Origin of the sequence: Stenotrophomonas terrae (genome assembly GCF_039674165.1) — a bacterium.
GTDB lineage: Bacteria > Pseudomonadota > Gammaproteobacteria > Xanthomonadales > Xanthomonadaceae > Stenotrophomonas > Stenotrophomonas terrae_A.
In genome coordinates, this window is sequence record NZ_JBDJMY010000016.1 from 1 (window position 1) to 20,161 (window position 20,161).

The window sequence follows — 20,161 nt, forward strand, 5'->3', positions numbered from 1 at the left end:
TGTTGTGCCTCGCATTGCTGGGCTGGGGCGTCGTTGTTGTTGGGCCGTGCAATGCTGGGAAGTGGATTTACCAGTAATCAAAACTTGTTGGAGCGGGTTACGCCGCGAAGCTGGTGGTCTACCCGTTTGCAGGCATCGCTTCTATTTCATTGCTGCCGGCTTCGCGGCTTACGCCGCTCCTACAAGATTGCTTGTAAGGCCCCTGCCGAGCATGGCTTGGCACTACCGGTCGTGGTGCTGCTTGTAAGGCCCTTTGCCGAGCATGGCTCGGCACTACCGGTCGTGGTGCTGCTTGTAGGGCCCTTGCCGAGCATGGCTCGGCACTACCGGTCGTGGTGCTGCTTGTATGGCCCCTGCCGAGCATGGCTCGGCACTACGGAGCTAGGCCAGCCAATCTCTTGGTACCAGGTACTCGGCCAGGCGCGCTTCGTCGCTGCCGTTGTCGGGCTGGTAGCCGTATTCCCAGCGCACGCGGGGTGGCAGGCTCATCAGGATGCTTTCGCTGCGGCCGCCACTCTGCAGGCCGAACAGGGTGCCACGGTCGTAGACCAGGTTGAACTCGACGTAGCGGCCACGGCGGTAGAGCTGGAACTCGCGCTCGCGCTCGCCATGCGGGGTGTCCTTGCGGCGTTCGACGATGGGCAGGTAGGCATCCAGGAAGCCATCGCCAACGGCCTGCATATAAGCGAAGTCGGTTTCAAAATCACCGTGCAGGTCATCAAAGAACAGCCCGCCAACGCCGCGTGTTTCGTTGCGGTGCTTGATGAAGAAGTAGTCATCGCACCAGCGCTTGTGCGCGGCATAGCGATCGGCGCCGTAAGGCGCGCACAGATCGCGGGCAACCGTATGCCAATGCTGCACGTCTTCGTCGAACGGATAGAACGGGGTCAGGTCGAAGCCGCCACCGAACCAGGCTGCCACGGTCTTGCCATCCAGTTCGGCCTGGAAATAGCGCACGTTGGCGTGGGTGGTGGGCAGGTAGGGGTTGTTGGGGTGGAACACCAGCGACACGCCACAGGCGCGCCAGGACGCTCCTGCGAGCTCCGGGCGGTTGGCCGAGGCCGAGGGTGGCAGGCGGGTGCCGGCGACGTCGGAGAAGCCGATACCGGCCTGCTCGAACACCGCGCCATCGCGCAGGATGCGGGTGCGGCCACCGCCGCCTTCGGCGCGCTGCCAGCGGTCTTCGTTGAAACGGGCCTGGCCGTCGGCCTGCTCGATGGCGGCGCAGATGCGGTCCTGCAGGCCGGTCAGATAGTCGCGTACGCGGTCGAATTCGTTCATGTGCGTACTGTAGCGCAGGCCGCCGTGGTGGCCTGCGCTCAAGGCCTTACTTGCGCAGCGATTTGCCCTTGCTGGGCGTCGCCGGTGCTTCAGCCTCTTCTTCGTTGTCGAGGTCTTCGGCGGCACGCATCAGCTGTGCGCCCAAACCGGCCATTGCCCAGTTGGTGGTCTCGTAGACATCGCAGGCCACATGCGTGCCCTTGCCATCGCGCTTGCAGATGGACAGCAGCTTGCCGGGGATGTCTTCGTCACCGGTGTTCTCGTAGACAGTGCGCAGGTTCTCGCAGCCCACGCGGACGCCAGCCTGGCACAGCTTCTGGTAGGACGGCGCTGCGGCCTGCCAGTCGCCGGCCAGCGAATGGCGGTGGCCGACGGCGTTGCAGCCCTGCAGCTTGCCGCTGTCACAGCAGGCCTGCGGGTCATTGCCCAGCGGGCAGTCCTGCGGCAGCGGCAGTTCGACGAATACCTTCGGCGCGCTGCACTGGGTGCTGCCGCCGGTACGCTGATAGACGGCGTAGCGGTTCCAGCTATCGATGCCGAGCAGGCCGCCGTTGCGCAGCGGCTTGAACACGAAATCGCCGCCCTTGTCGTGGCGGATGTGGATGCGGCCGTCCTGCAGGCGCGCGCGCAGCTCGCTGCCCATGCTGACGCTGACCAGGCCGTTGTCGCCGAAGCCAAGCTCGTCCATCAGGCCGGTGCTGGCCTTGTAGTCGCCGCAGGGCAGGCTGCTGGCGGGGCCGGCAGCGAGGTCGGCGGCGCTCAGCGCGGCCAGGCTCTGTGCGCGTTTGCAGGTCATCTCATCCGCGCCGGCCTTGCAGGCCAGCTGCAGCGCATCGCGTGCAGGCAGGTAGCGCTCGGCGTCCCATTGCGCGTCGGCGACCTTGCCGCAGAAGCCTGCGTCCGGGTGGCTGCGGCACAGCTGCTGCAGTTCATCCAGACGAGCGGGGGGCAGGACCACCGTGTCGCTGCTCAGCGCGCCGGCCAGCGCCTTGGCCATGGCGATGCCCAGCATTTCCTTGGCCGCTGCCAGACAGGCAGTCTCGTTGTACTGCGGGTTGCCTTCCTTGCAGACAGCAGGCTCTTCCAGGTCCGGATCGGGTTCGGCCGCCTGTTGTGCGGCCTGGGCTTCATCGCGGTAGCTGGACAGCAGGCGTTCGCAGGCGAAGGGCAGGTCTTCCTGGCACCACTGGCTCAGCTGCTGCGGCGTCGCAGAACTGGCGTTGTCGATGCAGCTGTCGATATCGGCACGGCAGCTGTTCGCGGCGGGCGTGGGCGCAGTTTTGCAGCTGCTGCTTGAATCAAGCACATAGTCGCCGAGGCTGCCGGTGATGCGCTTGCCGTCACGGCTGAGGCTGTACTCGGTGCTGAAGCCATTGGAGACGTCGGCGGCATGCAGGGTACTGCCCTGCTGGCGGATCACGTACTGGGTGGGGGCCAGGCCTTCATAGCGCATCGAGGCCTGGCTGCTGCTCTCAATCACGAAGCGGGCCGAGCCCTCTTCGGCGGTATAGCTGCCGCAGCTCAAGGTGGCGGCGGCGGCCGGCAGCGCACTCAGCGCGAGCAAGCCGCTGGCGAAGGCGGATAGATAACGTGGGACGGACATGCAAACTCCGGGGTACTCAACGAAACAGGGCGCGAACGTCGGGGCGACGCAGCTTGATCACCAACCATCCATGCAACCCGGCCACGGCCAGGGCGGCAGCGGTGCCGGTGATCAGCGAGGTCCACAGGCCGACGCGCAGTTGCACGCGCATCTCCAGACCTTGTGGCGAATTGAGGAAGTCGGCAGGCACCATCGCCTGCATGCCTTCAAACATGCCGTGTATCAGCGGCAGGAAGGCGAAGTTGGCCACGGCCAACAGCACCAGGAAGACGATGAAGCCGATGCGGCCCCATTCGCGGTGTTTGAGCAAGGCCCACGACACTGCCAGAAACGCGAACGACAGCAGCAGACCGAGCACGCTCAGCGAGAGTGCGTGTTCACCGAGCCAAAGCATGCCTGGCGTTACCGGCAGGCCTTCGTTCTGCATTGCGCCGAGGATGTCCAGGCGGCCTACCAATGCCACCACCAGCACTTGCAGCAGGCTCCAGACAATGGCCAGCACCGACATCACCAGTGACAGTTTGGCGGTGACGGCAATGAAAGAGGCCGCTGCGGAAGGAGGAGGCGGGAGCTGGGGTGGAGTCACGGTGGCTCGCTACGGATGTGGTGGTGGACTATTGCGGGATTCAGTCGGCTTTCGCAGCGGGGAACAGCACTGCGCGCGCTGCAGGCAGGACATGCAATGCACTCAGCGGCGCCAGCTTCACGCCGTGCGGTGGCTGCAGCGGGATCCATGCCAGCTCGGCGATCTCTGCCTGCACCTGCGGGATGCCGGCAATGTTCACCAGAAAGGATTCGCCCTGCACACGGCGGCCGGGTTCATTGACGGCGGCGTCTTCGAAAGTGCCGAGGGCCTGTGCATTGTCGGTGTCGACGTGCACACCGAGTTCTTCGTGCAGCTCACGCGCCAGGGTCTGCAATGCCTCCTCGCCGGGTTCGCGTTTGCCACCGGGCTGGATGAAGGTGTTCGAGCCGTGTTTGCGCACGACCAGCACGCGCTGCTGTGGGTCGAGGATGACGGCGGTGACGATGCGGATGGGGATTTCGATGTTGGACATGTGCTTCCAGCGGGTGGGGCTCCGTGCGGGGAATGGTACTGGAGGCTTGGGGTGTGGTGGGTGCTGCGGGAGCAAGATCAAGATCAAGATCAAGAGCACCCCTCCCCAGCCCTCCCCTGCGCGTTGCGCAAGGGAGGGTGGCAAAGCCGCCCCCTCCCTTTGGCGTAGCCAAGGGGAGGGTTGGGGAGGGGTGCTCTCTTCGCAGTACACAAAAAGCATCCACACCCACAAACAACAAGGGCGCCTCGCGGCGCCCTTGTTGATGCTTACTTCAGTTCCTGCTCGAACAGCTTGAGGATGCGCTTGTACTGGTCCAGCCAGGAGTCGGCACGCGTATAGCTGTGACGTTCCAGCGGATAGGGCGCGATCGACCAGTTGTCCTTGTGCAGCTCGATCAACTTCTGCGTCATGTTGACCGAGTCCTGGAAGAACACGTTGTCATCCATCATGCCGTGCGCGATCAGCAGGTTGTCCTGCAGGCCTTCGGCATACTCGATCGGCGAGGAGATGCGGTAAGCCTCCGGGTCGATGTCCGGGGTGTTGAGGATGTTGCTGGTGTAGGCATGGTTGTACTGATGCCAGTCGCCCACCGGGCGCAACGCGGCGCCGGCCTTGAACGTGCCCGGCGAACGGAACAGCGCCATGTAGGTCATGAAGCCGCCGTAGGAGCCGCCGTAGATACCGGCATGGGCGCGGTCACCCTGCTTGGTCTCGACCAACCAATCCAGGCCGTCCAGGTAGTCTTCCAGCTCCGGGTGGCCCATGTTGCGGTAGATGGCGGTGCGCCAGTTGCGACCATAGCCTTCGCTGCCGCGGTAATCCATGTCCAGCACGATGTAACCCTTCTGCACCAGCAGGTTGTGGAACATCTGCTCGCGGAAGTAGTTGGAATAACGCGCATGCACGTTCTGCAGGTAGCCGGCGCCGTGCACGAACATGGCGATCGGGTACTGCTTGCCCGCTTCAAGCTTTTCCGGGCCGTAGTACTTGGCCCAGACGTGGCCGGCGCCGTGCTTGGACGGGACCTGCACCATCTGCGGCTGCACCCACTCACGTGCCTTGAATTCGGCGCTGCGGGTGTCAGTGAGCTTGCGCGCTTCGCCGCCGCTGACCGGCAGCACGGCAGCCTGGGCGGGCAGATACGGTGCGGAGTAACGCACCAGCAGCTGCTGGCCGTCCGGCGACAGGCTGAAGTCTTCCACACCGTCGAGTGCGGTGACTTCGCGCACGGCACCGCCATTGGCGTTGACGTTGCAGACTTCGTAATCGCCCGGCCACTTCTGGTTGCAGACGAAGTAGAAGCTGTTGCCGTCGGCGCTGACTACCGGCGCCGAGGTTTCCCAGTTGCCCGAGGTGATGGCCTTGGGCTTGCTGCCGCCACTCTGCGTGTACAGGTGCGAGTAGCCGGATTCTTCGGACAGCAGCCACAGGGTGCGGCCATCGGGCATCCAGCCGTAGTCGTTGTAGTTCCAGTTGATCCAGGCGCCATCGGTGAGGCGATGGCGGGACTCCAACCTGGTGTTGCTGACACTGGCAGTGGCGATCCAGCGGTCCTTGTTGTCAATTGCGCGGAGCAGGATGGCCACTTGGCTACCGTCGTTGCTCCAGCGGATTGATTCATAGCCACCACCCCAGCCATCAATGCCGATACGCACAGGGCGATTGCCCTTCAGCGCGTCCTTGCCGGCCTTGCGCCGCAATTCGGCCAGGGGATCGGTGGCGATTCCGGGCAGAGCGTCCAACGACATCGGCTGCACCTTGCCGGTGCTTGCATCAACCAGCCACAACGATTGCGGAACGGGATCGTTGCGGCCAACGCGGGTGCGGGTGTCTTCGGCGTCTTCGTAGCCGGACTCGGTAACGTACAGCGGCATTTTGCCGCCCCTACCTTCTTCATAGCTTTTCGGCGAGGTGATTACGATCAGATGGCGCGCGTCAGGAGAGAGCACGCTGGTCACGATCTCGACGTCGGCACCGAGGAAGATCGGCGCCGATGCACGGGTCGGATCGGCTTGGCGCCAACGCTCGCCCTGCTCGCGCAGTTCTTCGCGCTGGGCGCGGTCGCTGCGCAGGGTGGACAGGGTGCGCATCTGCTGGTCGCGCAGCACGTCAGCCTTGGGTGCATCGGCCGGATTCTTGTCGGCCTTGAGCTGGGCGACCTGGCTGGTGATGCTGGTGCGCGGGTTCCAATGGAACCAGTTGTTGCCCACTGCCCAGATTACGCCGCCATCGTTGGCGAAGTTGACGCCGCTGGCGCGTTCATTGCTGCGGGTCAGCTGGGTCAGGTTGCCGTTGCGCAGGTCGCGCACGAAGACGTCGCCATTGCGGACGAAGGCCATGCGCTGGCGGCTGCTGTCATAGACGCGATCAGCCGCGTCGAGGGTGCCGCGCTGATCATCGGCAACCTGCTGGGCGACACCGCCGGCCAGCGGCAGGCGGAAGCTGTCGCGCACCGCGCTGCCCTGGCGCTTGAGCGTGTATTCGACCTGCTGGCCGTTCCACGACCACCAGGCGGACTCCACCGGCGGCCCGATCCAGTCCGGGTCGGCCATCGCCTGTTCGATGGTGATCGGCGTGGGCGCGGCATGGGCGTTGCCGAAAGCGGTCAACAACAGCAGGGACAGGGGCAGCAGCTTGGGCATCATTCGGCACCGTGTAGAGAACCGGGCAAGGGTAGCAGCAGGCCCGCGCTGCGGGCTGGGCCACAGGTCATGGGCACAGGGTTCGGCGGCTGAGCTGCCGGAATCGGCAATGTTTGCGGTCCCGTACGAATTGCGCGGACGGCGGCTCTGCCCCCTCCCTTGCGCCATAGGCGCAGGGGAGGGTTGGGGAGGGGTGCTTTTGGGCTTTTGCTGTTCTGGCATTGAAATGTTGCCGTAGAGCCAAAGGCAAAAGCGCACCCCTCCCCAACCCTCCCCCTGGCTGCGCCAAAGGGAGGGAGCAAAGCTCACCCCTCCCCAACCCTCCCCTTGGCTGCGCCAAAGGGAGGGGGCTACAGCTGCTGCGACTTTTTGACGCACTGCGACATCAGGTCACATCCGTTCTTAACCAATACAGGACCAGAATCGCCCCAATTAATGAGAACGGAGACGCGCCCGTGGAAGCGCTGCTGTTGTCGCGGATCCAATTCGGGTTCGTCGTGAGTTTTCATGTGCTGTTCCCTGCCTTCACCATCGGCACGGCCAGCTGGTTGGCCTTCGTCGAATGGCGTTGGCTGCGCACCCGCAATCCGGTCTGGCGCGAGCTGTTCTTCTTCTGGCAGAAGATCTTCGCGGTGTCCTTCGGCATGGGCGTGGTCAGCGGCATCGTGATGGCCTTCCAGTTCGGTACCAACTGGCCGCGCCTGAGCGAAGTGGCCGGCACGGTAATCGGGCCCTTGCTGACCTACGAGGTGTTGACCGCGTTCTTCCTGGAAGCCAGCTTCCTGGGTGTGATGTTGTTTGGCTGGGAAAAGGTCTCGCCGCGTCTGCACTTCTTTTCCACCTGCATGGTGGCGTTGGGAACGTTGTTCTCCACCTTCTGGATCCTGTCGTCCAACAGCTGGCTGCACACGCCGGCCGGCTACACGCTGGTCGATGGCATCGTGCATCCGCAGGACTGGTGGCAGGTGGTGTTCAACCCCTCGTTCCCGTACCGGTTGGCGCATATGGCGCTGGGTTCGTTCATCACCACCTGCTTTGTCATCGGTGGTGTTGGCGCCTGGTATCTGCGTCGCGGCGTGCATGTGGAAGCCGGTCGCAAGATGCTGGTGGCAGCCGTGGCTTTCGCCGCGTTGACGGTGCCGGTGCAGATATTCGTTGGCGACATGCACGGCTTGAACACGCTCGAACATCAGCCGATGAAGATCGCCGCGATGGAAGCGCACTGGCATGAGACCAAGCCGGGCGAAGGTGTGCCGCTGGTGGTGTTCGCGGTGCCCAACGAAAAGGAAGAACGCAACGATTACGAGATCGCCATCCCCAAGCTGGGCAGCGTGATCCTGACCCACAGCCTGGACGGCACGTTTGCGCCGCTGACCTCCGTGCCGGCCAGCGAACGGCCGCCGGTGGTGCCGGTGTTCTATGCATTCCGCATCATGGTCGGGCTGGGCTCGTTGATGCTGGTGCTGGCGTGGATATCGGCGTTCCAGCTGTGGCGGGGGCGTCTGTTGCAGTCGAAGTGGCTGCTGCGTGGCTGGAACTGGATGTTGCCCAGCGGCTTCATCGCGCTGGTTGCCGGCTGGTTCGTCACCGAGATGGGCCGGCAACCGTGGGTGGTCTATGGCTTGCTGCGCACTGCAGATGCGGTGGGCACGCAGAGCGTGTGGATGACCGTGTTGTCGTTGAGCGTGTACGTGATCGGTTACCTGTTCGTGTTTGGCTGGGGCATCTGGTACCTGGTCAAGATCATGCGCAGCGGGCCGGCGCCACATGAGCAACCGCCGCGCGACGACGGCATGCATACCCCGGCGCGGCCGCTGTCCGGCGTCAACGAACCGCTGGAGGAGCGCTGACATGGAAATGACAACCTGGCTGCCGGTGGCATGGTTCGCGGTGATTGGTTTCGGCGTGCTGATGTATGTGGTGCTGGACGGTTTCGTGCTTGGCATCGGCATCCTGGCGCCGTTTGCCGAGGATGAGCAGCAGCTCGATGTGATGATGAATACCGCCGCGCCGATCTGGGACGGCAACGAAACCTGGCTGGTGCTGGGCGGCGCAGGGCTGATGACGGCCTTCCCCAAGGCTTACGCGGTGCTGCTGTCGGGTCTGTATCTGCCGGTGCTGCTGCTGGTGATGGCGCTGGTGTTCCGCGGCGTGGCCTTCGAGTTCCGTTTCAAGGCGCATCGTTCGCGGGCGATCTGGAGCGTGGCCTTCGCCTTGGGCTCGCTGCTGGCCGCGTTCGCGCAAGGTGTGATCTTGGGCGCGCTGGTGCAGGGCCTGCCGATGCAGGACGGGCATTACAGCGGTGGCGCGTTTGGCTGGTTCAGCCCGTTCTCGATGCTGACCGGGGTGGCGGTGGTGACCGGCTATGCGCTGCTCGGCAGCACCTGGCTGATCCTCAAGACCGAGGGCCGCGAGCAGGCCCTGGCACGCTCGTTGACCCGGCCGCTGATGGTGGCGGTGATCGTGTTCATGGGCCTGGTCAGCACCTGGCTGCCGTTCCTGCAGTCGCGGGTGATGGAGCGCTGGTTCAGCGACGGCAACTTCTGGTGGCTGTCGCCGGTGCCGCTGCTGACCCTGGCGGTGGCGGTGGCGCTGTGGCGAAGCGCCATGCATCCGCGCCGCGACCTGCCGCCCTTCCTGCTCACCCTGGCCTTGTTCGTGCTGGGCTTCATCGGCCTGGTGCTGGGCATGTGGCCTTACCTGCTGCCGCCCACCCTGACCCTGTGGCAGGCGGCCGCGCCGGTCTCCTCGCTGGCCTTCAGCCTGGTCGGGCTGGCGCTGCTGCTGCCGGTGATCCTTGGCTATACGGTGTGGTCCTACCGGGTTTTCCGCGGCAAGGTGACTGCTGATACCGGCTATCACTGATCCTGCCCCTGCTTAACCACAATGCCCGTTCCGGCTTGCCAGCCGGGCCGGGCAGCGCCAAGCTGGCCGCCCTGTCGTGGCTGCAGCCGCGACGGACACTCCTTCGAACGAGGTCGTCGCAGTCGCATGTCGGTTGTTTCTGAGCAGTTGCCCTCCACCACGCGCCATCCGCTGGCCCGGGGTCCGTTGCACCGGTTGTTGGCCAGTGGCGGCGGCCAGTCGGTCGATCTGCAGACGTTCTTTGAACATGTGCGGGGCTTGGCGGCCGTGCTGCCATCCGGTCAACACGCGGTCAATCTATGCGACGACCGCTATCGTTTTCTGGTGGCGTTCTGCGCCGTGGCGTTGCGCGGGCAGGTGAACCTGCTGCCGTCTTCACGCGCCCATGCGGTGGTGGCCGATGTGCAGCAGCGTTACCCGCAGACCTATTGCCTGGGCGACGATGCGCAGCAGCCGTTGCCGCCGGGCGGGTTCCTGTTGCCGGCGGTATTGCCGCGCCTGGCCGGCGAAACGCCGACGCTGGGCGAGGATCAGCTGGTGGCGATCGGTTTCACCTCGGGCAGTACCGGCACGCCCTGCGCCAACAGCAAAACCTGGGGCTCGTTCCTGGCCAGCACCGCGCAGAACCTGCAGGCCCTGCGCAGCCTGTGGGGCGACGCGCAGCCGGCGCTGGTGGCGACGGTGCCTTCGCAGCATATGTACGGCATGGAGATGGCGGTGCTGATGCCCTTGCTGGCACCGGCCACCTTGCAGGCCGGGCGGCCGTTCTTTCCGCAGGATGTGGCGCTGGCATTGGCTGAAGTGAGCGCGCCACGGGTGCTGATCACCACCCCGGTGCATCTCAAGGCGCTGGTTGAATCCGGCGTGCAGCTGCCGCCACTGGCCGGCATCGTCACCGCCACCGCGCCGTTGGCGCAGGAACTGGCCGCAGCCGCCGAGCAGGCCTTCGCCACCGAGGTGCGGGAGATGTTCGGCTCCACCGAAACCTGCATCTTCGCCCGTCGCCGCACCGCCCTGGAGACGGCCTGGACGCTGCTGCCCGGCGTGCGGCTGGAGCCGCAGCCGGACGGCACGCGGGTGCATGCAGCCCACCTGGCCGCGCCGGTGGTGCTGGCCGATCTGGTGGAACTGTTGCCCGATGAACGCTTCGTGCTGCGTGGCCGCCGCGCCGATCTGCTGGAAATCGCCGGCAAGCGCGCCTCGCTGGGTGACCTGACGCGCAAGCTGCAGGCCGTGCCGGGCGTGGTCGACGCGGTGGTGGTGCAGCTGGCGCCCGAACCCGGCCATGCGGTCGGGCGTATCGCCGCGCTGGTGGTGGCGCCGGACCGCGAAGAGGCGGAAATACTGCGCGATCTGCGCGAGCTGATGGACCCGGTGTTCCTGCCGCGGCCGCTGCGCAAGGTGGCGGTATTGCCGCGCAACGATACCGGCAAGCTGCCGCGCGATGCGGTGCTGGCGCTGCTGCGCCACTGAACCATCGGAGTTGCCGGCGCGCTTGTCGCCGGCGGCCTGCTCAGGCGTCGTGGACGCCGTCGATCTCAACTCGCAGATCGCGCCGGCACACTGCGGCGTGCAACACGATGTAGGGCACCTGCGGCGGCAGAAGCTCGGCCAGCATGGTGCGCACGCTGGCCACTTCGGCCGCGTCGCGCACGTACACCTTGAGCCGGCTGCCGGTGCCGAAATGCGCAGGCAGGCCGGGCCGCTGCGCACGTGCCGCACCGATCAGGGCATCGAAATTGGCAAAGGTTTCCTGCAGCTGGCGCTGCGTGCAGTCGCCATGCAGGGTGGCGTGGCCGACCACGCTGGCGGTGCCCGACAACAGCAGCGGCAGGCGGCTGCCGGTGGCGGCCAGCATGGCCCGGGCAAAACTGGGTGACTGCCGGCCGTACTGGCGCGGATAGCGGTAGGCGCTGACCTGGCGCGGGTTTTCCAGCGGCGTGCCGGCGCTGCGCGCGGCCAGCCAATACACCTGCAGCACGCGCACGCCATCGAGCCGGCCGATCGCGGTGGCTGCCGGCAGGGTGCCGGTGTCGATGTCGCCGATGCCGCGCGCACGGCCGACACAGAATTCGCGGTAGCGCTCGTTGTCGCCTTCACCCTCGGTGATGGCGTCCAGGTAGTTCCAGATGCGCAGCAGGTGCGGGTAAGCGTGTGCCGGCAAGGTCTGCAGCAACTGCGCGTAGGCGTGCTCGGCGGCGCCAATGATGCCGCCATGCGCGTTTTCCTCGACCTGCAGCGCGCCGAACATCAACACGCCATCGCTGGCCCAGGCCACGCCGTTGGCATCGCGGCCACAACTGACGGGCTTGTCGCTGCGCCAGACTTCCAGCTGCGCCACGCCATCGGCCTGCAGGCCTACCTGCAGGTAACGCGGGTCATCGCTGGGCGGCGCTGCGTTGCCGGCGTGGAAACCGAAGATGGCCAGCACCTGCGGGTCAGCCAGCAAGGCCGGCAACAGGGCCGGGTCGGCATAGTCGATCTGCAGCGAGGCGGCAGCCGCCGGCGAGGTCTGGGCGTTCATCTCAGTCCCCCGTGACATTGGCAGGCAAGCAGGCGGAGCACGGCTGGCTGAGGTAGCTGGAATGGAACGGGAACGTCATTGCACGGCGTATCGGGCATCGCAGAGACGGCAATGATACCCCGCGTGCCCAAGCTGTAATGCTTGCGCAACAGTCGGCGATGCCGGATCGTTGCGGCTCTATTTGCCGTAGGTATGGAAATGTCGCAACAGAATGAAGCCGAGCGCGAGCTGGCCGGCTTGCTGGTCGAAAGCCTGAACCTGGAAGACGTGGACCCGGCCCAGATCGATCCGGAAGCCGCATTGTTCAATGACGGCCTGGGCCTGGATTCGATCGATGCGCTGGAGCTGGCCCTGGCCATCAGCAAGCGCTATGGCTTCCAGCTGCGCTCGGACAACGAGGACAACCGCCGCATCTTCGGCTCGCTGCGCGCCCTGTCGGCGCACGTCCAAGCCAACAAGACGATTTGAACGCGGTGAGCGCTGACCGCCCTGAACCCGGCCAAGGGCCGGTGGCGTTGGCGCTGCGGGTGCTGCTGCTGCTGGCCTACCCGGTGCTGTCGCACGTGGCCAGCCTGCGCAACGAGGGCCTGTGGGCGGCCGCGGCCTTGGCCGGGCTGGTGCTGTTGTGCCTGCTCGAGCCGCTGGCGCGGCTGCGGCCGTGGGCCTGGGCCGTATTGCTGGCATCGTGTGCGCTGTTGTGGTGGCTGGGCGGCTCGGTATGGGCGTGGATGCTGCTGCTGGCGCCGCCGGTGGTGTTCCCGCTGCTGGTGGCCTGGGGTTTCGCGCGTTCGCTGCTGCCGGGGCAGATTCCCTTGATCACCCGCATCGTGCGCGCGCTGTATGCGCGTGCCGGCATGCCGGTGACGGTGCCGCTGGAGCGCTACACCCGGCGTCTGAGCGGTGCCTGGGCGGTGGTGTTGCTGGTGTTGGCACTGATCAACCTGGTGCTGGCGATGAGTGCCGTGCCCGACGGCCTGCTGGCTGCCTTCGGCATCCAGCCGTGGTGGCCGGTGACCCATGAGCAATGGTCGTGGTGCGCCAACATCGCCGATTGGGGGCTGATTGGCGGTTTTTTCGCGCTGGAATATGCGGTGCGCTCGCAGTTGTTTCCGCAGCGCCCGTACCGCAATGCCTGGGATTTCATGCGCCAGATGGGCCAACTGGGCCCGGCATTCTGGCGCGACCTGCTGCGCTGAACGCCAAGGCTGCCGGTATCCTGTCGTCAAAAATAGCGGGTACAGCACGCCATGCGCTTCAGCATTCCTTCCGATCACCCCTGTTTGCCCGGGCACTTCCCGGGCCGGCCATTGGTGCCCGGCGTGGTGTTGCTGGAGCAGGTATTGCTGGCGGTCGCCGCCGATAGCGGGCACGCCATTGGCGCCCTGCGCCTGCCGCAGGTGAAATTCATGGCGCCGCTGCTGCCCGATGAGGAGGCCAGGGTGGAACTGGAGGGGCAGTCGCCACGCTGGAAATTCCGCGTCCTGCGTGAGGACCGGTTGCTGGTGCGCGGCGAACTGGTGCTGGCCGGGGCCGGCCTGCGGGCATGAACGAGACTGACTGGAAGCACCGTCCCGAAGGCGGCGGACGCGCTGCGATCCGTCTGATCGGCGGCATCGCCCGCCATGGCGGCCGCGGTATCGCCCGTGCCTGCCTGTATCCGATCACCCTGTATTTCTACTGCGTGCGCGGAGCCGAGCGGCGTGCCTCGCGCGACTACCTGCAGCGCCTGCGTGGTCACCGCGCAGGCGCCTGGCAGGTCGCCCGCCACATCCATACCTTCGCCGCCACCATTCTTGACCGGGTATTCCTGCTGGCCGGCCGTACCGCCCTGTTCGATATCCGCAGCAGCGGTACCGAGCCGTTGCTGCAGCTGCTGGACGAAGGCCGTGGCGTGCTGGTGTTCGGCTCCCATCTGGGCAGCTTTGATGCCCTGCGGGTGCTGGCCAGGATGCGCCCGGACCTGAAGCTGCGGGTGCTGATGGACCGCGCGCACAACGCGGCCATCACCGAGCTGCTGGCCGAACTCGACCCCAAGCTCGCGGACTGCATCATCGATGCCGGGCAGGATGGCACCGCGATCGTGCTGGCCATCCAGCAGGCGCTGCAGGATGGCGCGATGGTGGCCTTGCTGGTGGACCGCGCGCGGCCGGGCGAGCCCAGCATCGCCGCGCCGCTGCTGGGCAGCGATGCCGCGTTCCCCGCCGCGCCGTGGTTGATTGCCAGTGCGCTGAAGGCCCCGGTGATGCTGGCGTTCGGCCTGTATCGCGGCGGCAACCGCTATGACCTGCGCTTCGAATCGTTTGCCGAGGTCGTGGATGTCCCACGCCCGCGTCGCAATGAGCTGTTGTCCGCGCTTATCCACCGTTATGCCGGCAGGCTGGAGCATCACCTGCGGCAAGCTCCCTACAACTGGTTCAACTTCTATGATTTCTGGCATTCCAACGACCCTGCAACATCGGCTCGCCTGCCTGCTGACCGGCCTGCTGCTCAGCAGCCCGGCCCTGGCCAGCGGCATTGATGCGGCCTGGATCCTGCGTCAGCTGGCGCAACCGGCACCAAGCCAGACCAACTTCCTCGAACTGCGTGGCTCGGCGCTGCTGAAGGAGCCGCTGCGGGTCGAAGGCCAATACCGCCGCCCCGATGCCGACACCCTGGTGCGCGAGGTGCGCGCGCCGTATGCCGAAACCACCACCATTGCCAGTGGCCAGGTCAGCATTGCCCGTGCCGGCAAGCCGCCGCGTGTGTTCGCACTGCAGCGGGTGCCCGAACTTGCCGATCTGCAGGCCAGCTTTGGCGCCATGCTGGCCGGTGACCTGGCCGCGCTTGAACAGAACTATCGGCTGCAGGCCTCGGGCAGCGCGCAACACTGGCAGCTGCAACTCACACCCAAGGCCGATGCCTTGGCGCGGCGCGTGCGTGCGGTGACCCTGCATGGGCAGAACGCGGAACTGCGCTGCATTGAAACCCAGCCGGCCAAGGGCGATGTGCAACGCACCCTGTTGGGCGGCGCGGCCACGGCTGCGGCCAACGTGACGCAAGCGGCGGCATTGAACGGCCTGTGCGCTGCCGGTGCTTCGCGTTGAAGCTGACCTCCACCGGGCGCATCGGCCTGGCCATTGTCTGGTTGCTGCTGCTCGGCGTGCTGGGCATGTGGATCAGCAGCCGCATCCAGGTCAGTGGTGACCTGCGCAAGTTCATGCCCGATGCGCGCACGCCTGCACAGAAGCTGCTGCTGGACGAGCTGGGTGAAGGCCCGGGCGCGCGGCTGCTGCTGGTGGCGCTGTCTGGTGCCGCGCCCGAGCAGCTGGCACAGCAATCGCGCGCGCTGCGTGAGGCGCTGGCCAGCGACGCCCAGTTCGAGCTGGTCGCCAATGGCGAACAGGCCGGGCTGGAGGCGTTTCCCGAGCAGCTGCTGCCTTATCGCTACCTGATCGAAGCATTGCCGGCGGATGCGTTTTCCAGCGCCAACCTGGGCGAGGAACTGCAGGCGCGCCTGCAGGACCTGGGCTCACCTGCCGGCGGCCTGATCGAGCCGCTGCTGCCATCCGATCCCACCCTGCAGGTGCTGCGCGTTGCCGAAGCGCTGCAGCCGGCCAACGCGCCGCAGCGTATCGACGATGTGTGGTTCGACCGCGCCGGCAAGCAGGCATTGCTGCTGGTGCAGACCCATGCCGCCGGTTTTGATCCCGGCGCGCAGCAGTTGGCGGTGGACACCATCAACGGCAGTTTCGCCGCCATTGCCGCCGGCAGTGGCAGCCGCATCGAGCTGAGCGGGCCGGGCGCGTTCTCGGTGAAGATCGGCAACCGCACCGCCAGCGAAGCCGGCATGATCGGCACGCTGGACACCATCGGCATGATCCTGCTGCTGTGGTTTGCCTACCGCAGCTGGAAGATGCCGATTCTCGGTTTCCTGCCGCTGGCCAGCGCTGGCCTTGCCGGCCTGTGCGCGGTGGCGCTGGGCTTTGATGGCGTGCACGGCATCACCATCGCCTTCGGCTTCACCCTGATCGGCGTGGTGCAGGATTACCCCATCCATTTCTTCAGCCACCAGCGGCCGGGCCGCTCGGCATGGGACAACGTGCGCGCGCTGTGGCCCACGCTGGGCACCGGCGTGATCGCCACCTGCATCGCCTATCTCACGTTTCTGTTTTCCGGCGTCGATGGCTTGAAGCAGCTCTCGGTGTTCACCATCACCGCGCTGGCCACGGCCGCATTGGCCACCCGTTATCTGCTGCCGGCGCTGATCGATCCGGCCACGCGCGATTTCGCCGACTCCGCACGGTTGGCGCGTCTGTGGCAGCACACCCAACGGCTGCCACGGCCGCGCTGGTCATTGGCCTTGCTCGCCGGTTTGGCGTTGGCGGTGATGGCTTTGGCTCCCGGTGCGTTCTGGCAGAACGATCTGGGCCGGCTGACGCCGGTGGATCCGCAGGACTTGGCGCGTGATGCGCAGCTGCGCAGTGAGCTGGGTGCGCCGGACGTGCGTTACCTGATCACCGTGCGCGGCGACGACACGCAGTCCGCGCTTGCCGCCAGCGAGCAGTTGCGGCCTGCGCTGGATGCGCTGGTCGCCAATGGCGAGCTAGAGCGTTACGACATGGCAGCGCGCTACCTGCCCAGCGCCGCCACCCAGCGCCAACGCCAACAGCGGTTGCCCGACGAGGCCACATTGCGTGCGGCATTGGCCAGCGCGGTGGCAGGCACACCCTTCATCGATGATGCTTTCGCTCCGTTCGTCGCCGACGTTATGCGCGCGCGCACCGCGCCACCACTGCAGCCCGCCGATCTGCACGGCACGCCGCTGGCCACAGCGGTCGAGGGCCTGCTGGTGCAGGGCGAGGGCCATGCCATCGCATTGGTATCGCTCAGCGGCCTGCACGACGTGGCCGCCGTCGCCAGCACCGCACGCCTGCATGGCGCGCAGCTGCTGGACATGAAGCAGGCCTCCGAATCGCTGGTGGCCGACTACCGCAGCCGTGTGCTGCTGGCGCTGGCCGTTGCCGTGCTGTTGCTGGCACTGACCGTGGGCATCGCACTGCGCTCGCCACGACGGGTGTTGCGGGTGCTGCTGCCGATGTTGCTGACCACCTTGCTGGTGCTGGCGGTACTGCGCGGACTGGGTGTGGAATTGAACCTGTTCCATCTGATCGGGCTGATCCTGGCTGCCGGGCTTGGCCTGGATTACGGGTTGTTCTTCGAGCATGCCGGTGACAGCCATGCCGACCAGCTGCGCACCCTGCACGGCCTGCTGGTGTGCAGCGTGATGACCCTGCTGGTGTTCAGCCTGCTTGGTCTTTCGTCGATCCCGGTGCTGCGCGCGATCGGCAGCACGGTGGCGCTGGGCGTGGTCTGCAACTTCATATTGGCCTTGTTGATATCGCGGCATCCGCTGCAGGAGGGTGGCAATGCTGGGGCGTGATGAAATCCTGCAACTGGTTCCACACCAGGGCGGCATGTGCCTGTGGGACGAGGTAGTGGACTGGTCGCCGCAGGAGATCGCGCTGCGTGCTTTCAATCACCGCGATGTCCTGCATCCGCTGCGGCGTGGCGATCAACTGGCAGCTATCCATTTGTGCGAATACGGCGCGCAGGCGATGGCCGTGCACGGTGGCCTGCGCGGCCGCGAACAAGGCGGCGCGGTGAAACCGGGGGTGCTGGTGGCGCTGCGTGATGTGCAGCTGCATGTGGCGCGTATCGATGATCTGGCCGGTGCGCTGGAGGCCAGCGCGCAGGTGCTGGCGGAAGCCGAAGGCAGCCAGCAATATGCATTCCGCATCCATCACCAGGGGCAGCTGCTGGCAGAAGGGCGCGCTGCGGTGATGTTGCAGTTGCCGTGACAATAAATGAGATACAGCGGAGCAATCGCATCATGAGCAAGCAACGACGTGCGCTGGTAACCGGCGGCAGTGGCGACCTTGGCGGAGCGATCTGCCAGAAGCTGGCTGCGGACGGCGCGCATGTGATCGTGCACGCCAACACAAACCTGGCGCGTGCCGAGGCGGTGGTGGCGCAGATCCTTGCCGATGGCGGCAGCGCGCAGGCGGTGGCGTTCGATGTCGCCGATTGCGCGGCAGTCAGTGCTGCACTGGAAGTGCTACTGGTCGATGGCCCGATCCAGATCGTGGTCAACAACGCCGGCATCCACGATGACGCGCCGATGGCCGGCATGGACGCGCAGCGCTGGCAGCGGGTGATCGATGTCAGTCTCAACGGCTTTTTCCACGTCACCCAGCCGCTGCTGCTGCCGATGGCGCGCACCCGCTGGGGGCGCATCGTCAGCGTCTCGTCGGTGGCGGCGGTGCTGGGCAATCGCGGCCAGACCAACTACGCCGCTGCCAAGGCAGGCCTGCACGGCGCCAGCAAGTCACTGGCGCGGGAAATGGCCAGCCGCGGCATCAGCGTCAATGTGGTCGCACCCGGGGTGATCGAAGGACAGATGGCGGCCGATGCATTTCCGCCGGAGCTGATCAAGCAGACCGTGCCGGCCGCACGCGCCGGCAAACCGGAGGAAGTGGCGGCACTGGTGGCCTTCCTGTGCAGCGATGCGGCCGGCTACATCAACGGCCAGGTGATCGGCATCAACGGCGGCATGGGCTGAGGGCTGGCCTCAGTTGCCGACGTCGGTGCTGTCGATGACCGGCGGGTGCTTGCGGATGGTGCGGTAGACGCGCCAGATGTGGCCATGCCGCAGTGCCAACAGCACGATGTGGCTGGTGATGCAGTACAGGTCCTGCAGCGGTTTGAAGTGGCTGGGACGGAACTGCTCGTCGCTGTCGGCGCAGCGGTAACGCGATTCGATCGGCACCGACACGCAGCGCGTGCCCAGCTGCCGCGCCGCTGCGATCACCACCTGTGCCTCGAACACGAAACCCTCGGCCGAGATGTCGCGCAGGGCGATAACCTCGGCCGGGTAAAAACGCTGTCCGCTCTGGCTGTCGGCCACCTGGTAGTGCGTGCCCCAGGCGATGCCCCAATCACCGAATTCGTTGGCCAGGCGCCGGTACAGCGGCTGCGAGGCGCGCTTGCGCAGGCGCGCACCAATGATGATGCAGCCGGGGTGGCGATTGGCGCTGGCAAGCAGGCGCGGCAGGTCTGCGGCAACGTGCTGGCCATCGCCATCCAGGGTCAGGACACCTTGCAGGCCACGGCGGCTGGCTTCGGCAAAGCCGGTGCGCAGCGCGTGGCCCTTGCCCATGCGCTGCGGGTGCCGCATCACGCTGACCGGCAGGTCGGCAATGCAGTCGGCAGTGCGGTCGGTGGAGCCGTCATCGATGACGATCACGTGCGGGAAATAGCGCAGCGCGTCTTCGACCACCTGGCGGATGCGCAGTTCTTCGTTCAATGCCGGAATGACGACGGCGACGTTGTCTGCTGAAAGCGGGCGCGGCTCACTCATGGCGGATGCCGATTTCCAGCCACTGCTCAGCGCCGGCGCGAAGCCACAGGCTTTCCTGGTCCATCGCCAAAGCCTCCAGCAAGGGCAGCGCCGGGTGCATCGCATTGTTGCCGAACAACTGCAGCAGCGGCCCTTCCTCACTGCGCTGCACAGGCGCTGCAGGCATCTGCGTATGCAGGGTGAGCTGCAATGCAGGCAGCCCTGCACAGGCCTCGCGTGAGAGCACAAACGCCGCGCCGAGCAGGCCGGTGCTGGGCGATACCTCGGCCGCCGGTCCGCTGGCGTTGCCGTCATAGGCCACCAACAGCACCGCTTCCTCGCCGGCATGCAGCTGCACCATCGCTTCCAGCAGGCCCTGCGCAAAACTGCAGTTGCCGGCGCTGATGGCGGTGGCCGCCACATGCGCACCGGCGCCGATGGTCCAGTAACCGGCTGCAGCGTTGTGTACAGAATTGTGGAATTTGGTGGGCGAGATGGCGCGCGGATCCTCCGCCAGCGTGGCGCACATGTAATCGGTGATGGTCAGCTCGCCATGGGTGGAGGTGAACACCGCAGGCAGCCCGGCCGGTGCCCGATCGGCCGCTTCACAGGCCGCCAGTGCAGCCTCCAATGCCACCGCCACGGTGCCGGGCGCGCGGCGCCGCTCATTGGCCGCCAGCAGCTGCGGCGAAGGCCGCGCTGGCGGGTCGAGCGGGCGTTCGCCCTTGCGCATCCAGGCGCAGGCGCTGTCCCAGTCGGGCAGCCCACTGCCCCAGAAACCGATACCTTCCACGCTTGCTTGCAGCATCTGCT

At 66.2% G+C, this 20,161-nt stretch carries 19 protein-coding genes; 11 read left to right on the plus strand and 8 right to left on the minus strand.

All coding sequences use genetic code 11. From position 1 onward, the window contains the following. Nucleotides 1–381: 381 nt before the first annotated feature. From hemF to ABE493_RS09330, 5 genes are all read right to left on the minus strand, one after another. Entirely contained in the window at nucleotides 382–1,281 is a 900-nt protein-coding gene (hemF, locus tag ABE493_RS09310) for an oxygen-dependent coproporphyrinogen oxidase (protein ID WP_346498653.1), read from the minus strand. A 46-nt stretch (nucleotides 1,282–1,327) separates the two neighbouring features. After that, complete coding sequence (locus ABE493_RS09315; RefSeq protein WP_346498654.1) at nucleotides 1,328–2,884, minus strand: hypothetical protein; 1,557 nt, start codon at nucleotides 2,882–2,884, stop codon at nucleotides 1,328–1,330. Nucleotides 2,885–2,900: 16 nt separating this feature from the next. Continuing rightward, a complete protein-coding gene (locus tag ABE493_RS09320; RefSeq protein WP_346498655.1) occupies nucleotides 2,901–3,470 on the minus strand; it encodes a hypothetical protein in 570 nt (189 codons plus the stop codon). 40 nt (nucleotides 3,471–3,510) lie between these two features. Continuing rightward, nucleotides 3,511–3,942 (minus strand): NUDIX hydrolase, encoded by a 432-nt coding sequence (locus tag ABE493_RS09325; RefSeq protein WP_346498656.1) that lies wholly within the window; start codon nucleotides 3,940–3,942, stop codon nucleotides 3,511–3,513. A 266-nt stretch (nucleotides 3,943–4,208) separates the two neighbouring features. Then, nucleotides 4,209–6,584, minus strand: a complete 2,376-nt coding sequence (locus tag ABE493_RS09330) for a S9 family peptidase (protein WP_346498657.1) — start codon at nucleotides 6,582–6,584, stop codon at nucleotides 4,209–4,211. Between the two features lie 455 nt (nucleotides 6,585–7,039). On the opposite strand from ABE493_RS09330, the gene ABE493_RS09335 reads away from it, so the two are divergent. The 3 genes from ABE493_RS09335 (at nucleotide 7,040) to ABE493_RS09345 (ending at nucleotide 10,922) form a co-directional block, all read left to right on the plus strand. Beyond that, on the plus strand, nucleotides 7,040–8,434 hold the full coding sequence (locus ABE493_RS09335; protein WP_346498658.1) for a cytochrome ubiquinol oxidase subunit I: 1,395 nt from the start codon (nucleotides 7,040–7,042) through the stop codon (nucleotides 8,432–8,434). 1 nt (nucleotide 8,435) lies between these two features. After that, nucleotides 8,436–9,449, plus strand: coding sequence for a cytochrome d ubiquinol oxidase subunit II (cydB, locus tag ABE493_RS09340; RefSeq protein WP_346498659.1), 1,014 nt, complete (start codon nucleotides 8,436–8,438; stop codon nucleotides 9,447–9,449). A 126-nt stretch (nucleotides 9,450–9,575) separates the two neighbouring features. Continuing rightward, nucleotides 9,576–10,922, plus strand: coding sequence for an AMP-binding protein (locus ABE493_RS09345; RefSeq protein WP_346498660.1), 1,347 nt, complete (start codon nucleotides 9,576–9,578; stop codon nucleotides 10,920–10,922). Nucleotides 10,923–10,962: 40 nt separating this feature from the next. Here ABE493_RS09345 and ABE493_RS09350 read toward each other — a convergent pair whose 3' ends face one another. After that, entirely contained in the window at nucleotides 10,963–11,973 is a 1,011-nt protein-coding gene (locus tag ABE493_RS09350; RefSeq protein ID WP_346498661.1) for a pteridine-dependent deoxygenase, read from the minus strand. Between the two features lie 198 nt (nucleotides 11,974–12,171). Here ABE493_RS09350 and ABE493_RS09355 point away from each other — a divergent pair, with 198 nt between their 5' ends. From ABE493_RS09355 to fabG, 8 genes are all read left to right on the plus strand, one after another. Then, nucleotides 12,172–12,441: a phosphopantetheine-binding protein gene (locus ABE493_RS09355; RefSeq protein WP_346498662.1), complete on the plus strand. Its 270-nt coding sequence runs from the start codon at nucleotides 12,172–12,174 to the stop codon at nucleotides 12,439–12,441. A 5-nt stretch (nucleotides 12,442–12,446) separates the two neighbouring features. Further along, complete coding sequence (locus ABE493_RS09360) at nucleotides 12,447–13,169, plus strand: ketosynthase (RefSeq protein WP_346498663.1); 723 nt, start codon at nucleotides 12,447–12,449, stop codon at nucleotides 13,167–13,169. A gap of 51 nt (nucleotides 13,170–13,220) precedes the next feature. Next, a complete protein-coding gene (locus ABE493_RS09365) occupies nucleotides 13,221–13,520 on the plus strand; it encodes a hypothetical protein (RefSeq protein WP_346498664.1) in 300 nt (99 codons plus the stop codon). Further along, nucleotides 13,517–14,491 (plus strand): acyltransferase, encoded by a 975-nt coding sequence (locus ABE493_RS09370; RefSeq protein ID WP_346498665.1) that lies wholly within the window; start codon nucleotides 13,517–13,519, stop codon nucleotides 14,489–14,491. The genes ABE493_RS09365 and ABE493_RS09370 overlap by 4 nt, the downstream gene beginning before the upstream one ends. After that, nucleotides 14,397–15,056: a LolA-related protein gene (locus ABE493_RS09375; RefSeq protein WP_346498666.1), complete on the plus strand. Its 660-nt coding sequence runs from the start codon at nucleotides 14,397–14,399 to the stop codon at nucleotides 15,054–15,056. Before ABE493_RS09370 ends, ABE493_RS09375 begins: the two co-directional genes overlap by 95 nt. Before the next feature lie 65 nt (nucleotides 15,057–15,121). Next, complete coding sequence (locus ABE493_RS09380) at nucleotides 15,122–17,392, plus strand: MMPL family transporter (protein ID WP_346498727.1); 2,271 nt, start codon at nucleotides 15,122–15,124, stop codon at nucleotides 17,390–17,392. Further along, nucleotides 17,379–17,810, plus strand: coding sequence for a phosphotransferase (locus ABE493_RS09385; protein WP_346498667.1), 432 nt, complete (start codon nucleotides 17,379–17,381; stop codon nucleotides 17,808–17,810). Before ABE493_RS09380 ends, ABE493_RS09385 begins: the two co-directional genes overlap by 14 nt. 29 nt (nucleotides 17,811–17,839) lie before the next feature. Next, complete coding sequence (fabG, locus tag ABE493_RS09390) at nucleotides 17,840–18,571, plus strand: 3-oxoacyl-ACP reductase FabG (protein ID WP_346498728.1); 732 nt, start codon at nucleotides 17,840–17,842, stop codon at nucleotides 18,569–18,571. A 9-nt stretch (nucleotides 18,572–18,580) separates the two neighbouring features. Here the strand turns inward: fabG and ABE493_RS09395 are convergent, their stop codons facing one another. Both ABE493_RS09395 and ABE493_RS09400 read right to left on the minus strand, forming a co-directional pair. Further along, a complete protein-coding gene (locus ABE493_RS09395; protein ID WP_346498668.1) occupies nucleotides 18,581–19,369 on the minus strand; it encodes a glycosyltransferase family 2 protein in 789 nt (262 codons plus the stop codon). After that, nucleotides 19,362–20,156, minus strand: coding sequence for a beta-ketoacyl synthase chain length factor (locus ABE493_RS09400; RefSeq protein ID WP_346498669.1), 795 nt, complete (start codon nucleotides 20,154–20,156; stop codon nucleotides 19,362–19,364). Before ABE493_RS09400 ends, ABE493_RS09395 begins: the two co-directional genes overlap by 8 nt. Nucleotides 20,157–20,161: the final 5 nt, after the last annotated feature.

What these genes read in the sequence shown, in the direction of transcription:
- ABE493_RS09350 (WP_346498661.1), bottom strand. Translation starts at nt 11,973, where the DNA reads ATGAACGCCCAGACCTCGCCGGCGGCTGCCGCCTCGCTGCAGATCGAC.
- ABE493_RS09355 (WP_346498662.1), top strand. Translation starts at nt 12,172, where the DNA reads ATGTCGCAACAGAATGAAGCCGAGCGCGAGCTGGCCGGCTTGCTGGTC.
- ABE493_RS09375 (WP_346498666.1), top strand. Translation starts at nt 14,397, where the DNA reads ATGATTTCTGGCATTCCAACGACCCTGCAACATCGGCTCGCCTGCCTG.
- ABE493_RS09400 (WP_346498669.1), bottom strand. Translation starts at nt 20,156, where the DNA reads ATGCTGCAAGCAAGCGTGGAAGGTATCGGTTTCTGGGGCAGTGGGCTG.
- ABE493_RS09370 (WP_346498665.1), top strand. Translation starts at nt 13,517, where the DNA reads ATGAACGAGACTGACTGGAAGCACCGTCCCGAAGGCGGCGGACGCGCT.
- ABE493_RS09345 (WP_346498660.1), top strand. Translation starts at nt 9,576, where the DNA reads ATGTCGGTTGTTTCTGAGCAGTTGCCCTCCACCACGCGCCATCCGCTG.
- ABE493_RS09315 (WP_346498654.1), bottom strand. Translation starts at nt 2,884, where the DNA reads ATGTCCGTCCCACGTTATCTATCCGCCTTCGCCAGCGGCTTGCTCGCG.
- ABE493_RS09385 (WP_346498667.1), top strand. Translation starts at nt 17,379, where the DNA reads ATGCTGGGGCGTGATGAAATCCTGCAACTGGTTCCACACCAGGGCGGC.
- ABE493_RS09365 (WP_346498664.1), top strand. Translation starts at nt 13,221, where the DNA reads ATGCGCTTCAGCATTCCTTCCGATCACCCCTGTTTGCCCGGGCACTTC.
- ABE493_RS09395 (WP_346498668.1), bottom strand. Translation starts at nt 19,369, where the DNA reads ATGAGTGAGCCGCGCCCGCTTTCAGCAGACAACGTCGCCGTCGTCATT.
- hemF (WP_346498653.1), bottom strand. Translation starts at nt 1,281, where the DNA reads ATGAACGAATTCGACCGCGTACGCGACTATCTGACCGGCCTGCAGGAC.
- ABE493_RS09330 (WP_346498657.1), bottom strand. Translation starts at nt 6,584, where the DNA reads ATGCCCAAGCTGCTGCCCCTGTCCCTGCTGTTGTTGACCGCTTTCGGC.
- cydB (WP_346498659.1), top strand. Translation starts at nt 8,436, where the DNA reads ATGGAAATGACAACCTGGCTGCCGGTGGCATGGTTCGCGGTGATTGGT.
- ABE493_RS09325 (WP_346498656.1), bottom strand. Translation starts at nt 3,942, where the DNA reads ATGTCCAACATCGAAATCCCCATCCGCATCGTCACCGCCGTCATCCTC.
- ABE493_RS09380 (WP_346498727.1), top strand. Translation starts at nt 15,122, where the DNA reads ATGTGGATCAGCAGCCGCATCCAGGTCAGTGGTGACCTGCGCAAGTTC.